Consider the following 13,821-nt stretch of genomic DNA (forward strand, 5'->3'; position numbering starts at 1 on the left):
AGTGACAGGGCTTATTATCAGCCCTGTCCTGCTGCCCACCGGCAGTTACACGGAGTTAATCGTCGCGCTCAGCCCAGGATGACGCAGGCATCATTCACGGCTTTTCAGGCGTGGATAAAAACCGCATTGAAATGCTGTTTGTGGATGATGCGAGCAGGGGGACCGGGATTAGCGCTTAGCCTGCTTATCCCATTTTAATAAGCCGACAATATCTTTCCCACCCTCGGCTTCTTTCAGCAGGCGCTGCTTTTTTCATACTCAATGTATTCTGTACACGCCTTTTCATCAGCCACTTTCTTGCTGATCTTGCCTGCCCCTTCTAAAACGTCCCGGTCATTGAATTGCAGGAACTGATCGAGTTTGGTTTGCCAGTCTCGTAAAAATATCTGCTCCATCGCTGGCAGTTGTTCGGTAAAACCGAACAACTGAATTTTCGACCAGCTCACCCTCATCAAAAATATTCTTGATATGCCCGCTGATCGTAGCTTTGGCTTTGCCGTATAACTCACAGATCGTGGCCTGTGAGAGCCACAACGTATCGCTTTCGAAGCGACATTCAATGCGAACTTTTCCATCTTTGCTGGCAAACATGACAAACTCACCGGCTGGTGAATTTATTAATTCTTCATATGTCATGCTGCCTCCGCGTCATAAGGTTGATGCCTGTAAGCTCGTAGTATGCCAGAAACAGCCGCTAAGCCAGGTGGTTTGTATTTGATTTTGCGAGGCGCTTTCCGGGACGTGGAGTTTGGATCGCGGCAAGCGCGTCCTCTATCTCAATGAGCTTTGCCTTCGTCCGTTTATAATCATCCTGCAACCTCTGCTCCTGCTCGTTATACGCCACCAGAACGATACACCCTTTCATGATCTTTACCGTGACCTGCTGTCCGGTATCAAAACCCGCCGCGCGCAGCCACTTGCCGGACAGAATGATATTGGGCGTGGATTTGTCGAAAACATTCGGGCGGTATCCCACAATTAACGAACGCTCGGTTCCGGATTGGTCGGTGTCTGGGGTAGAATGCGAATCAGCCATAATCAACTCCTTGATAGTTGGTGAGGTTAGCTCTCGTCCGGTATTGCGAGTACCTGGCGAGGGCGTTTCAATTTGAGGTTTTCGTATGCTAAGGTACGTACATGTCAACAGCCAAACGTGATCCAAATCAGTCAAAATCCGGAAAAGCACCGACTTTTCAGATTCGCATTACGCCGGAGTTGAAAGCGCAGTTTGAGGAGGCTGCGAAGGCTGAAGGGATGAGTTTGGGGAATTGGCTTAAAAATTTAGGGCGCAAAGAAATAGCTAATAAAAAATTAGATTAAATATCGAATATTTGAAATATATTCAGGGTAGAATTTGTGCCCCTGCTGGTGTGTATGTAACAAAAAACAGAGGGACATCACGTTAGTCGCGTTCCGTCCACGGCACTACCCGTTTACACTGTCTTTTGTTCTTCAAACCGAAGTATGAAGTATTCGATTAATGACGAATAACTGATGGGAAAGCTTCCAAGCATTTGCGTGCCTGGTTAATTCTAACCCACCCTATGTCAATGATGCCAACATCCGCAGGGGCAAAAACACACTACCACAAAATTATTATGAATCATACCCTCTTTGCATTTCTTTTTTCTGTAGCAATTTCTTAATGTTAATTGATTCATTCCAGTCAATAAAAAACAATTTTCTTTCGCGAATCTTATTGTATATTGCATTGACTTCTTGTACTGATGGAGATATGCCATAAGTTTTAGAAATATATAATTTCAATGTGTCTTTATAAATGTCAATGGGGATGTGTGGAAAGGTTCCAAGATCTAAAAGTAAATGTGCTATCTCTGAGTGATTTCGCGGATTGTTTGTATTGCTAACTTTCTCATGAAATGAACAGTATATACTTTCAACAAGATTATTGTTGTTATTTTTGTTACAAAGAAGATGTAAGCATGAGCACATTTCGAAGTAATCAAGATGAGAGGTCTTATTGTTATCTATTTGATAAAAATGTTTGATAGATTCTTCATCCAAAACTGCATCCTTAAAGATGGATCGTACTGCGATCATAAAGTTGATAAATTCTATTCTAGGTTTACCATTTTGAACAGCAATGTCGATCAATATTCTTGTTTCGTCTTTAAGTTTTTTTATTACTTCATCTTGATCTGATTTTACTAATTTTGCATTAATTTCTCCAATAATCACAATTAGTTGTGACATTAAATGACTTGTTCTTGATTTTATATTCATTGCGAACAAGAAACTTAAGAAATCTATATTGAATATGATGAAGTTACGATACGTAGAGCTATAGGTTTCTATATCTGTAATATACATTATCTCTTTATTTATTCGTTGTAATCTCGATCTAAGTACAGACATCATTAACCCACTAAAGGCATCATAATTTGTATCATTTTGCTTGACAATGGATTTAAATTTCGTTATTAAAGTGTTGGAGCGAGTATACGGTTTGTAGATAAATACAATACTTGGGATTGTTCCCCACTCATTTTTAGGTAAATGGTTTTTATCCCGTTTAATTGATTTAAAAAAATCGCTGACCTCACTTAATACATGCGTTTTAGCAATAGTAAGTTTAGTAATGAATGGCCTTCTTTCTCTCTGTTCTTTAGACTCATTAATATATAATTTAAATTTAGACATTTCATGAATAAATGACTCATAAATTATATTGGCCACATTTTCACTTTTTGTAAATACAAAATAATCATCTACATACCTCTTTACAACATAATCAAGGTTATTCCTATATCCTTTTTCTTCTAAATCGCGCTCAACAGCTACATCTATAGCTTGTAAAATTATTTCTGCAAAAACTCTAGAAAATTCCGGTCCAATTAATATTCCATTTGTTTCGTTATCATTCATCTTCATCAATAAATGATCAAACTTGCTGTCAAATGAATTTGAAGAAAGGTTTTCTTTAGAGAAAGCCTTTCCTTTTATTGCCCAGCTTATACTATGTGTATAAATACTGCTAAAACATTTAGCAATGTCAAAGCGCAAAGAATATGAGAATTTTTTCTCTATAGATTGAAATTTTAGTGAATTGAAGAACTTATAAAGGAGAGTGTAACCATCATAAGAGAAATATGAAGATGAATATTTTTCCTCTTCATTTGTGTCTTGCTGAGCGACATCGTCATCCTTTAATTCTGAATTATATTGAGAATCGAATGGTGAAGACTCGTAATAATATGATGCAACTGCGGTAGGTTTTCTGATACTAAAATTAGATTTCGAACATAAATATGTAATATACTCTGCATTAGAGTGTATTAAATTGCCAATCTCATATTGTACTATAGGATGTGGAATACTGATTTTTCTTGTTGATTTTTCATTTTTAGTAATTAAGTAGTTGAATGGACTCATCGGTGATTTGTTTTCTACCAAAAGGTCCTTGAAAAAATAGGTAGTTTTGTCCCTTTTTTTAAGGAACTTATAAAAACCAACGTTGGAAAATATTAATGGTACTTCATATGGTAATGTTTCTGTTAACAGTGTACGAAGGGTGTCATGTTTTTTTATGATTATTTTATCCATTTACCAGCATCCTTTTATTTTGTTTATTTGGTTTCCGTTGAATGTCTGTGTGAATTTACATTTAAAACCTGAAATAAATGAATATTTATTTAGTGACTTTTTATGCGTGTTATTTAGAAATATTTTAGTGGAAACTTTAGAATGGATCATTTTTTTTAAGTATAAATCAAGTTCTTCATATCTTGTTAGTGATGTTAAATGGATATAATTATAATAAACACCTGATTTCATTCTATCGGATTTATGTTTTCCATTGGAAATGAAGTGATTTCCCGTTAAGAATTTGATTCTGTTTTCTAGTAAAATATAATTGCCATTATTATGATAGTCTCTAAAACTTTTGTATAATCTGTTTTTTAATTTTAAGGTTTTTTTGTTAGATAAGCCCACTTTCAATTTATCGCTTGATTTACTAAAAGATAGCTCAGGGAACTCAAAGTTGTAACCAAGAAAGTCAAAGTTTTGCATCTTGGTGTTAACTGCTTTACATTTGCATTTATCAAAGCAATCACATTTTGCTTTTGCGCAGATGCATTTTACATAACATCTACAAGATGTGACTGTAATTACTTTGTTCTTCTTCCAGTTAAGTTTAAGACCATCTGGCAGGAATTTTATAATTTCATTCTTTATATTTATTCGTTCTGTTGAAAATATTAATATGTCGTCAACAAAGCGAGTGTAAAAATATATTTTTTCATTGCTTTTCATTTTTTTATCAAAAGAATTCATGACTAATTCTGAAATTGTAGAACTTAGTCCTATGCCTCTGGGCATTCCATTAATTATCATTTTTTCTAGAACCCTGATGTACTCTGTTAATAGAAAATTTGACTCAGCGGATAAAAAATTATTTTCTAATATTTTTGAGCAGTGAATGATTGGGTTTATGCTTTCATAAAAATCGCTAATGTCGAATTTATATATATATTTCGGTGTTTCTTCCTTTAATAAAGAAATAACTTGCTTTACAATGCTATGTCTATCACTTTGCCTTAAATTATATGCTTTAGCAATGTTGGAATTTAGTTTTGCTAATACTATATCATCATCAACTATGGCAGTTGTGTATATTTTTTTATTATTTGAATTATAATGATTGAAGTCATGTAAAGTGAATGATTTATCTGTGATTGATTTTGAAAGGACAGAAAGAGAGTTCTTTGTGGGTTTTGATTTTAACGAACGAGATTTTCTGTGCCTTGTTTGCAAAGTTTTCTTTAAATTTTTTTCGCTGAATGATTGCTTATTCATTTCATTATTCTCAGTACATTTTTAATTAAATATTGTGTACTAAAAAATGACGCTTAAATCAATCTAAATTACTTTTATCGGTCAGAAATAACATAGGATAGGGATGATTTTGGCGGAAGATCACAGGAGTCGAACCTGCCCGGGAACGCTGGCGCCCCCAACTGGATTTGAAGTCCAGCCACCTCACCGGAGATGACGATCTTCCGCGCCTCGATTGCTACATGGAGGCGGGGCGCATTATAGCTACTTTCAGGCATTTACCACATACCCCCGCACACTTTTTTCACCGCTCTTTTGACCTGTACCCCCCTGTTTCAGCTAATTCTTAAGAAAATCCTCAGGTTAGCCTTTCGTGCTCACCAGTATTTACCGCGATCACAAAAAACAAGAAACGTAATCTGCTAACCAGAAAACGCAATACCCGCTCCTGAAACAATGGTTTAAAACTCTGTAACCGGTCTCAGCGCCCCCTACAGCGTGAAGGATAAAAAAGATGAGCGAAATATTGTCAGTAAAAGAGAAGATCGGCTACGGCATGGGAGACGCCGCCAGCCACATCATTTTTGATAACGTCATGTTGTACATGATGTTTTTCTACACCGATATTTTCGGCATTCCCGCCGGGTTTGTTGGCACCATGTTCCTGCTGGCGCGCGCGCTGGATGCGATCTCCGACCCGTGCATGGGGCTGATTGCCGACCGTACCCGCAGCCGCTGGGGCAAGTTTCGTCCGTGGATTTTGTTCGGCGCGATCCCGTTCGGCATCGTCTGCGTGCTGGCCTACACCACCCCTGACCTCAGCCTCAACGGCAAAATGGTTTACGCCGCTGTTACCTACACGCTGCTGACCCTGCTCTATACCGTGGTCAACATCCCCTACTGCGCGCTTGGCGGCGTGATCACCAGTGACCCGACGCAGCGTATTTCCCTTCAGTCCTGGCGCTTTGTGCTGGCGACCGCGGGCGGCATGCTCTCCACGGTGCTGATGATGCCGCTGGTGAACCTGATTGGCGGCGACGATAAGGCGTTCGGCTTCCAGGGCGGGATCGCCGTGCTGTCGGTTGTCGCGTTCCTGATGCTGGCGTTCTGCTTCTTTACCACCAAAGAGCGCATTCAGGTGCCGCCGAGCACCACCTCCATGCGGGAAGACCTGCGCGACATCTGGCACAACGATCAGTGGCGCATCGTCGGGGTGCTCACCATCCTCAACATCCTCGCCGTCTGCGTGCGCGGCGGCGCGATGATGTACTACTGCACCTGGATCATGGGCTCGCCGGAGGTGTTCGTCGCCTTCCTCACCACCTACTGCGTCGGCAACCTGATCGGCTCCGCGCTGGCGAAACCCCTCACCGACTGGAAGTGCAAGGTCAGCATCTTCTGGTGGACCAACGCCGCGCTGGCGGTGGTCAGCGTGGCGATGTTCTTCGTGCCGATGCACGCCACCGTGTTGATGTTCGCCTTTATCTTCGTCATTGGCGTATTGCACCAGCTGGTGACGCCGATTCAGTGGGTGATGATGTCCGATACCGTCGACTACGGCGAATGGACTAACGGCAAGCGCCTGACCGGCATCAGCTTTGCGGGCACGCTGTTCGTGCTGAAGCTGGGTCTGGCGCTGGGCGGGGCGATGATCGGCTGGATGCTGGCAGGCGGCGGCTACGACGCGGCAGCCAAAACCCAGAACAGCGCGACCATCAGTATCATCATCGGCCTGTTTACCCTGGCCCCGGCGGCCTGCTACGTGCTGAGCGCCATTATCGCCAAACGCTACTACACGCTGAAAACCCCCTTCCTGACCAAAATCCTGGGCGAGCTGGCGCAGGGCGCGCGCCGCAATCAGCAGGAGTTTGAAAACCTGCCGGTCAGCAAAGAATTGCAGAACTAAGAGGACGAGAGCATGAAAATCAGTGATGGAAACTGGCTTATTCAACCGGGCCTGAACGTGACGTATCCGGTTCAGGTGTTCGACGTGGAGCAGCAGGGCAACGACCTGGTGGTGTTTGTTGCGCCGCGCGACGTGCGCGAGCGCACCTGGCAGCTCGACACGTTGATGTTCACGGTGCGCCTGTTTTCCCCGCAGGAAGGGATTGTCGGGGTGCGCATCGAGCACTTCCAGGGCGCGCTAAACAACGGCCCGCACTATCCGCTTAACGTTCTGAAAGACGTGAAGGTAGAGATTGAAAACAACGCCGAGTTTGCCGAGCTGAAAAGCGGCAGCGTCAGCGTGCGCGTCACCAAAGGCGAGTTTTGGGCGCTGGATTTCCTGCGCGACGGGCAGCGCATTACCGGCAGCCAGCTGAAAAACAACGGCTACGTGCAGGACAGCAATACCGATCGCAATTACGTATTCGAACGTCTGGATCTGGGCGTGGGGGAAACGGTCTACGGTCTGGGCGAGCGCTTTACCGCGCTGGTGCGCAACGGCCAGACGGTCGAAACCTGGAACCGCGACGGCGGCACCAGCACCGAGCAGTCCTACAAAAACATCCCGTTCTACCTGACCAACCGCGGCTACGGCGTGCTGGTTAATCATCCGGAAAACGTCTCGTTTGAAGTCGGCTCCGAGAAGGTCTCCAAAGTGCAGTTCAGCGTGGAAGGGGAATATCTCGAATACTTCGTGATCGACGGCCCGACGCCGAAAGAAGTGCTGAACCGCTATACGCAGTTCACCGGGCGTCCGGCGCTGCCGCCTGCCTGGTCGTTCGGCCTGTGGCTCACCACCTCGTTCACCACCAACTACGACGAAGCGACGGTAAACAGCTTTATCGACGGCATGGCCGAGCGCGACCTGCCGCTGCACGTTTTCCACTTCGACTGTTTCTGGATGAAGGCCTTCCAGTGGTGCGACTTCGAGTGGGACCCGGTGACCTTCCCGGATCCGGAAGGGATGATCCGCCGCCTGAAGGAGAAAGGGCTGAAGGTCTGCGTGTGGATTAACCCGTACATCGGCCAGAAATCCCCGATCTTCCGGGAGCTGAAAGAGAAGGGCTACCTGCTCAGGCGCCCGGACGGCTCCCTGTGGCAGTGGGACAAATGGCAGCCGGGGCTGGCGATTTATGACTTCACCAACCCGCAGGCGTGCCGGTGGTATGCCGACAAGCTGAAAGGTCTGGTGAAGATCGGCGTCGACTGCTTCAAGACCGACTTCGGCGAGCGTATCCCGACGGATGTGCAGTGGTTTGACGGATCCGATCCGCAGAAAATGCACAACCACTACGCCTACATCTACAACGAGCTGGTGTGGAACGTGCTGAAAGAGACAGTGGGGGAGGAAGAGGCGGTGCTGTTTGCCCGCTCGGCGTCCGTCGGGGCGCAGCAGTTCCCGGTGCACTGGGGCGGCGACTGCTACGCCAACTACGAGTCGATGGCCGAAAGCCTGCGCGGCGGGCTGTCGATTGGCCTGTCCGGCTTCGGGTTCTGGAGCCACGATATCGGCGGGTTCGAAAACACCGCTCCGGCGCACGTCTATAAACGCTGGTGCGCGTTCGGACTGTTCTCCAGCCATAGCCGACTGCACGGCAGCAAATCCTACCGCGTGCCGTGGGCGTACGATGACGAGTCCTGCGACGTGGTGCGCCACTTCACGCAGCTGAAGTGTCAACTGATGCCGTATCTGTATCGTCAGGCGGCGCTGGCGCGCGAGTTTGGCACGCCGATGCTGCGGGCGATGATGCTGGAGTTCCCGGACGATCCGGCGTGCGATTACCTCGACCGCCAGTACATGCTGGGGGATTCGTTGATGGTGGCGCCGGTGTTTTCCGAGGCGGGCTACGTGCAGTTCTACCTGCCGGAAGGACGCTGGACGCACCTGTGGCACAACGACGAAATTCAGGGTAGCCGCTGGCATAAGCAGCAGCACGATTTCATGAGCCTGCCGGTCTACGTGCGCGACAATACGCTGCTGGCGCTGGGCAGCAACAACCAGAAGCCGGACTACGCGTGGAATGAGGGGACGGCCTTCCAGCTGTTTAACCTGGACGACGGCGCAACGGCGGTGAGCCAAGTGCCTGCGGCGGACGGCTCCGTGGCGTATACGCTGAAGGCGTCACGTCGGGGCGACATCGTTACCTTTACCGGTGCGGGAGACGCACAAAACTGGTCGGTGTGCTTGCGCAACGTGCAGAAGGTGAGCGGCGTGAAGGGCGGTTCACACGCTGGCAGCGAGTGGGGCGTGGTGGTGAAAGCGGAGGGAAATGAGGTGGTGGTTCACTTCTGAGCTGGAAAAATGCCCGGTGGCGCTTCGCTTACCGGACCTACGATAATTATGCGGTCTGGTGCCCTCACCCTGACCCTCTCCCACAGGGAGAGGGAACAAACATCAAAAACGGCAACAGGGTTGCCGTTTTGCATTTACCTTGCGCCACCCGGCTTGTTTATTGCACCGGTGTTGAAACCACTCCGCCCGTCATCGTCTGCTGTACCTGCTGTTTATCCATATTCACCGCGTTCAGCTTGCCGTTCACCGTTGGCTTCAACGGGGCATTTGCCTGCACGCTGCCGCTGGCGGTGAGCTGAATATTGCCGTCGCCCGTAATCGACAGCGCAGGCCAGCCCCACTGCTGCAGCACGTTGAGCGGCACGCCGCGCCCGTTCAGGCTCACCGTAGTCTGCCGCTGCGGAAGCTGTGAAACCGTCGCCGTAGCTTCAAGAATACCTTTCTCGGTAAAGGCGCTAAGGTCGGTAATGTTCACCGTGGCGGCGTTCGCATTCAGCGCGAGCGACGGACGGCGCACGTCGACGCGGTTAAAGGTCGCCGCCGCGCCGTTCAGGGTCGCGCTGCCGCCCCAGACGCCCCACTGGCGATCTTTCACCAGCTGCAGGTTTGCGCCATAGCCATCCAGAGAGGTGATCTGCCACGGGAAGGCAGGATCGATGTCGATCACCAGGTTACGGCTCAGGCCGAATTTTTGCAGCGTGACGCTGTTCAGCCATTCCGGCAGGGGCTCCATCCAAAGCGTTTTCCAGTTCTGCGGCAGGGTGTACTCCAGCCCGGCGATGGCAACATCGTCCAGCACCAGCGCTTTGCCATCGCGCAGCCAGTTACCGGACGTGCGAACCATGCCGCCTTCCCAGCGGGAGGTGAACTGACGCAGCGCCATGCCCTGCGGGGAAAACTCCGCATTCAGGATCGGGTCAAACAGATGCAGGGAGCCGTAGATAAACTCGCTGGCGTTCATGGACAGGCGGCCTTCCTGGCTCTGCCAGTCGCCTTTGCTGAGAGTCAGGTTGCGCAGGCTTAAATCGAGATCGGTCACCGCCCAGTCCGGGCCCTGAAGCCGGGCGTCGGTCACGTCCAGACGACCAATTTGCAGAGAAGGGATGGAGGCCAGCGGCGCAAAGAACGCCATTAGCGTTTTATCGCTCTGCAGGCGGATCTCATTCAGGCGCATGGTGTCGATAATCCAGCTCCCGTCGGCGTTGCGCAGGGCGGAGCCGGTAAGCGAGCCACGGGCCATATCGGCGCCAATCGTTTTCAGCACCACTTCCCTGCCGTTAAGCTGGCCCTCGATCAGCACGTTGGTTGCCGGTACGCCGTTCAGGGTCAGCGAGCCTGCGCTCATCTGAATCTGCGCGTTGTTCCCCAGCACGTTGCCCGCTTCCGGCTGCCACGGGCTGACGCCGCCCGTGACCTTTTGCGCGCTCAGGTCCCATTCGGTATTCGGGCTGTTAAACGCCATATTGTTCAGCTGCAGGCGATCCGCCTGGAACGGCAGCGGTGCCGTTTGAGGCGAGAGATTCAGCGTGCCGTCGAACAGGGTGATGGTGTCCATATGCAGCGGATCGGTTATCTGGCGGCTGCTCAGGCCGATTTCGACTTTTTTGGCAACCAGCGTGGCGGGTTTACCGTCCCGACCGAAGGTGACGTTTTCCAGAATGATGTGGGAAGGCGACGAAAAGCGGTGATTCATCTTGTCGAAACTGAGTTCGTAGTCGGTATTCACCGTCACCCAGCTGCTGACCTGAGACGCGCCCCAGCGGGTCTGGAGCAGAATATAGAGCGCCAGCATCACAATGAGCAGGGCTACCAAAAGATAGACGAGCAGCTTTCCAATAAATTTCATGGTCTTCCATCCCGCAAAACGCACATAAGGGAGTTATGCACGATTTATGCGCAATCCTCAAGGCGGGAATGGTGTAATTAGATGTCACGGCAGGCATTGACTACCTGCCGTGAAGATGATCAGTTCTTTTCAGGCGGGAAAACGAGGTTCAGAACGATAGCGGTGATACCGCCCGCGGCAATGCCGGAAGAGAGCAGGTTTTTCACCCAGTCAGGCGCAAACTGCAGGATCAGCGGCTGCTGGGACACGCCCAGGCCAACGGCCAGCGACAGCGCGATAATCATGATCGCGCGGCGGTTCAGCGGCTCGCGGGAGACGATACGCACGCCGGAGGCTGCGATAGTCCCGAACATCACCAGCGTTGCGCCGCCCAGCACAGGCTCAGGGATATGCTGCACAAAGCCGCTTACCGCCGGGAACAGGCCGAGGACGATCAGCATCAGCGCCACCACAAAACCGACGTAGCGGCTGGCAACGCCGGTCAGCTGGATCACGCCGTTGTTCTGACCGAAGCAGGAGTTCGGGAAGGTGTTGAATACCGCAGAGACAAACGAGTTCAGGCCGTTCGCCAGCACGCCGCCTTTGAGGCGCTTCATGTACAGCGGGCCGGACACCGGCTGCTCGGAGACGTCGGAGGTAGCGGTGATATCGCCGATGGTCTCAAGAGAGGTGATCATAAAGACCAGCATCAGCGGCAGGAGCAGGCCCCAGTCAATGCCCAGGCCGTAGTAGAGTGGTGTTGGAACGACGATCAGCGCGCTGTTGGTCGGCGCGGTGTTCTCCGGCAGCATGCCCAGCGCCCACGCCAGCAGGTAGCCCGCCGCCATGGCGATCACCAGCGAGGCGACGCGCAGGTAAGGGTTACGCTGACGGTTAAGCAGAATAATGATCGCCAGCACGACACCCGCCAGCAGCAGGTTTTTCGGCGCGCCGAAGGTGTGGTCGCTCATTGCGGCATAGCCGCCGCCGATGGACGTCAGGCCCACCTGGATCAGCGACAGGCCGATAATCATCACGACCACGCCGGAAACCAGCGGGGTGATGACGCGGCGAGCCAGATGCAGAACGCGGGAGATCACCATCTCCGTACAGCTGGCCAGCATCAGCGTGCCGAACAGCGCCGCCATCATGGTCGGAACATCCGCACCGCCGGTTTTCAGCGCCGTACCGCCCATGATCAGCGGTGCCACGAAGTTAAAGCTGGTGCCCTGAATCGACAATAATCCCGACCCCACCGGACCCCACGCTTTAATTTGAATAATCGAGGCCACGCCGGAGGCGAAGAGAGACATGCTGATAATGTGCTGCGTGTCCTGCGCCGGTAAACCGAGCGCCTGGCAAATCAGCAGCGCCGGGGTGATCACCGCAACAAACATTGCCAGAAGATGCTGGCAGGCGGCGAAAAGCGTTTGCGGCAGCGGCGGGCGGTCTTCAAGGCGGTAAATCAGTTCGCTATTTTGCTTCTGCGCAATCGGTTGCGCATCAGGCGACTCTATGGTGTTAACGGACATCGGCGGCAATCCCACGGTGGAAAAGCGGGCATTTTATCTGACCACCTGGTAAAAGCAAACGATTGCCAGCAAAAAAAGGGAAGAAAATCTGCTGCTGTGAGCAGGTTTTCTACAACGCGTGGGGAAAAAAAATTACACTTTTTGCGCCGGGAGCTCATGAAGAGCGCAACCCGGCCCAGGATAACGCCGCGTGTGTATGGAACACGCGCATTACAGGAGCCTTTTATGATTCATCTCGATACGTTGTCGACCCTTGTTGCCGCAACGCTGGTTCTTCTGCTTGGTCGCAAGCTGGTACATAGCGTTTCCCTTCTGAAGAAATACACCATTCCTGAACCTGTCGCCGGTGGCCTGCTGGTGGCGCTGGCCCTGCTGATACTGAAAAAAAGCATGGGCTGGGAAATCGATTTTGATATGTCCCTGAAAGATCCGCTGATGCTGGCCTTCTTTGCCACTATCGGCCTGAACGCCAACCTGGCGAGCCTGCGCTCGGGCGGTAAGGTGCTCGGCGTATTCCTGATTGTGGTGGTGGGGCTGCTGCTGATGCAAAACGCCATTGGCATCGGCATGGCAACGCTGCTGGGGCTGGATCCGCTGATGGGATTGCTGGCGGGGTCGATTACCCTTTCGGGCGGTCACGGAACCGGGGCCGCGTGGAGCAAGCTGTTCATCGAGCGCTACGGGTTTGAAAACGCGACGGAAGTGGCGATGGCCTGTGCGACCTTTGGCCTGGTGCTGGGGGGCCTGATTGGCGGCCCGGTGGCGCGGTATCTGGTTAAGCACTCCACCACGCCGAACGGCAGGCCTGACGATGAGCTGGTGCCGACCGCGTTCGAAAAGCCGGACGTCGGGCGCAGCATTACCTCGCTGGTGCTGATTGAAACTATCGCGACGATCGCCATCTGCCTGACCGTGGGCAAAGTGGTTGCGCAATGGCTGGCGGGTTCCGCATTTGAACTGCCGACGTTTGTCTGCGTGCTGTTTATCGGGGTGATCCTGAGCAACGGTCTGGCGCTGATGGGCTTCTACCGCGTGTTTGAACGGGCGGTATCGGTGCTCGGCAACGTCTGCCTGTCGCTGTTCCTGGCGATGGCGCTGATGAGCCTCAAGCTGTGGGAACTGGCTTCGCTGGCGCTACCGATGGTGGCGATTCTGGCGGTACAGGCGCTGTTTATGGCGCTGTACGCCATGTTCGTGACCTGGCGCATGATGGGCAAAAACTACGATGCGGCGGTGCTGGCGGCGGGTCACTGCGGGTTTGGTCTGGGGGCCACTCCAACGGCTATCGCCAATATGCAGGCGATCACAGAACGGTTCGGGCCATCGCACATGGCGTTTCTTGTGGTCCCGATGGTTGGCGCATTCTTCATTGATATCGTCAACGCGCTGGTGATTAAGCTGTATCTGATGCTGCCGATGTTTGCCTGAAA

Annotated in this window: 9 protein-coding genes, 1 tRNA gene and 2 pseudogenes; 5 read left to right on the top strand and 7 right to left on the bottom strand. The window is 50.7% G+C overall.

All coding sequences use genetic code 11. The features are described from left to right. Positions 1 to 71: 71 nt before the first annotated feature. Positions 72 to 170 (top strand): annotated as a pseudogene (locus SPG90_RS18180) (GNAT family N-acetyltransferase); the annotation flags it as partial. Here the strand turns inward: SPG90_RS18180 and rhuM are convergent. Together rhuM and SPG90_RS18190 are read right to left on the bottom strand one after the other, a co-directional pair. Next, positions 169 to 636, bottom strand: a pseudogene (gene rhuM / locus SPG90_RS18185) (RhuM family protein). The pseudogenes SPG90_RS18180 and rhuM sit on opposite strands and share 2 nt — an antisense overlap. 58 nt (positions 637 to 694) lie before the next feature. Continuing rightward, positions 695 to 1,036, bottom strand: coding sequence for a SymE family type I addiction module toxin (locus SPG90_RS18190; RefSeq protein WP_045354706.1), 342 nt, complete (start codon positions 1,034 to 1,036; stop codon positions 695 to 697). Between the two features lie 101 nt (positions 1,037 to 1,137). Here SPG90_RS18190 and SPG90_RS18195 point away from each other — a divergent pair, with 101 nt between their 5' ends. Continuing rightward, complete coding sequence (locus SPG90_RS18195; protein WP_045354708.1) at positions 1,138 to 1,320, top strand: toxin-antitoxin system HicB family antitoxin; 183 nt, start codon at positions 1,138 to 1,140, stop codon at positions 1,318 to 1,320. Between the two features lie 276 nt (positions 1,321 to 1,596). Here SPG90_RS18195 and drt3b read toward each other — a convergent pair whose 3' ends face one another. The 3 genes from drt3b to SPG90_RS18210 all read right to left on the bottom strand — a co-directional run bounded on the left by drt3b (position 1,597) and on the right by SPG90_RS18210 (position 5,023). Next, positions 1,597 to 3,564, bottom strand: a complete 1,968-nt coding sequence (gene drt3b, locus SPG90_RS18200) for an antiviral reverse transcriptase Drt3b (protein WP_322408264.1) — start codon at positions 3,562 to 3,564, stop codon at positions 1,597 to 1,599. Beyond that, positions 3,565 to 4,818, bottom strand: coding sequence for an antiviral reverse transcriptase Drt3a (drt3a, locus tag SPG90_RS18205; RefSeq protein ID WP_322408265.1), 1,254 nt, complete (start codon positions 4,816 to 4,818; stop codon positions 3,565 to 3,567). A 110-nt stretch (positions 4,819 to 4,928) separates the two neighbouring features. Further along, positions 4,929 to 5,023, bottom strand: a tRNA-Sec gene (locus SPG90_RS18210). A gap of 288 nt (positions 5,024 to 5,311) precedes the next feature. Here SPG90_RS18210 and SPG90_RS18215 point away from each other — a divergent pair. Together SPG90_RS18215 and yicI are read left to right on the top strand one after the other, a co-directional pair. Then, positions 5,312 to 6,703, top strand: a complete 1,392-nt coding sequence (locus SPG90_RS18215; RefSeq protein ID WP_213751773.1) for a glycoside-pentoside-hexuronide family transporter — start codon at positions 5,312 to 5,314, stop codon at positions 6,701 to 6,703. Between the two features lie 12 nt (positions 6,704 to 6,715). Beyond that, entirely contained in the window at positions 6,716 to 9,034 is a 2,319-nt protein-coding gene (yicI, locus tag SPG90_RS18220; protein WP_126303909.1) for an alpha-xylosidase, read from the top strand. Positions 9,035 to 9,191: 157 nt separating this feature from the next. Here the strand turns inward: yicI and SPG90_RS18225 are convergent, their stop codons facing one another. Further along, entirely contained in the window at positions 9,192 to 10,880 is a 1,689-nt protein-coding gene (locus tag SPG90_RS18225) for an AsmA family protein (protein ID WP_126303907.1), read from the bottom strand. A gap of 119 nt (positions 10,881 to 10,999) precedes the next feature. Further along, positions 11,000 to 12,391 (bottom strand): xanthine/proton symporter XanP, encoded by a 1,392-nt coding sequence (gene xanP, locus SPG90_RS18230; protein WP_023309879.1) that lies wholly within the window; start codon positions 12,389 to 12,391, stop codon positions 11,000 to 11,002. Between the two features lie 225 nt (positions 12,392 to 12,616). Here xanP and gltS point away from each other — a divergent pair, with 225 nt between their 5' ends. Continuing rightward, positions 12,617 to 13,819 carry a sodium/glutamate symporter gene (gltS, locus tag SPG90_RS18235; protein ID WP_023309880.1) on the top strand — a complete coding sequence of 401 codons (1,203 nt, stop codon included), beginning with the start codon at positions 12,617 to 12,619 and terminating at the stop codon, positions 13,817 to 13,819. Positions 13,820 to 13,821: the final 2 nt, after the last annotated feature.

Origin of the sequence: Enterobacter sp. D2 (assembly GCF_034427575.1) — a bacterium.
GTDB lineage: Bacteria > Pseudomonadota > Gammaproteobacteria > Enterobacterales > Enterobacteriaceae > Enterobacter > Enterobacter cloacae_M.

Coding starts and splice junctions, on each gene's coding strand:
- xanP (WP_023309879.1), bottom strand. CDS start 12,391: ATGTCCGTTAACACCATAGAGTCGCCTGATGCGCAACCGATTGCGCAG.
- SPG90_RS18215 (WP_213751773.1), top strand. CDS start 5,312: ATGAGCGAAATATTGTCAGTAAAAGAGAAGATCGGCTACGGCATGGGA.
- yicI (WP_126303909.1), top strand. CDS start 6,716: ATGAAAATCAGTGATGGAAACTGGCTTATTCAACCGGGCCTGAACGTG.
- drt3a (WP_322408265.1), bottom strand. CDS start 4,818: ATGAATAAGCAATCATTCAGCGAAAAAAATTTAAAGAAAACTTTGCAA.
- SPG90_RS18190 (WP_045354706.1), bottom strand. CDS start 1,036: ATGGCTGATTCGCATTCTACCCCAGACACCGACCAATCCGGAACCGAG.
- drt3b (WP_322408264.1), bottom strand. CDS start 3,564: ATGGATAAAATAATCATAAAAAAACATGACACCCTTCGTACACTGTTA.
- SPG90_RS18225 (WP_126303907.1), bottom strand. CDS start 10,880: ATGAAATTTATTGGAAAGCTGCTCGTCTATCTTTTGGTAGCCCTGCTC.
- SPG90_RS18195 (WP_045354708.1), top strand. CDS start 1,138: ATGTCAACAGCCAAACGTGATCCAAATCAGTCAAAATCCGGAAAAGCA.
- gltS (WP_023309880.1), top strand. CDS start 12,617: ATGATTCATCTCGATACGTTGTCGACCCTTGTTGCCGCAACGCTGGTT.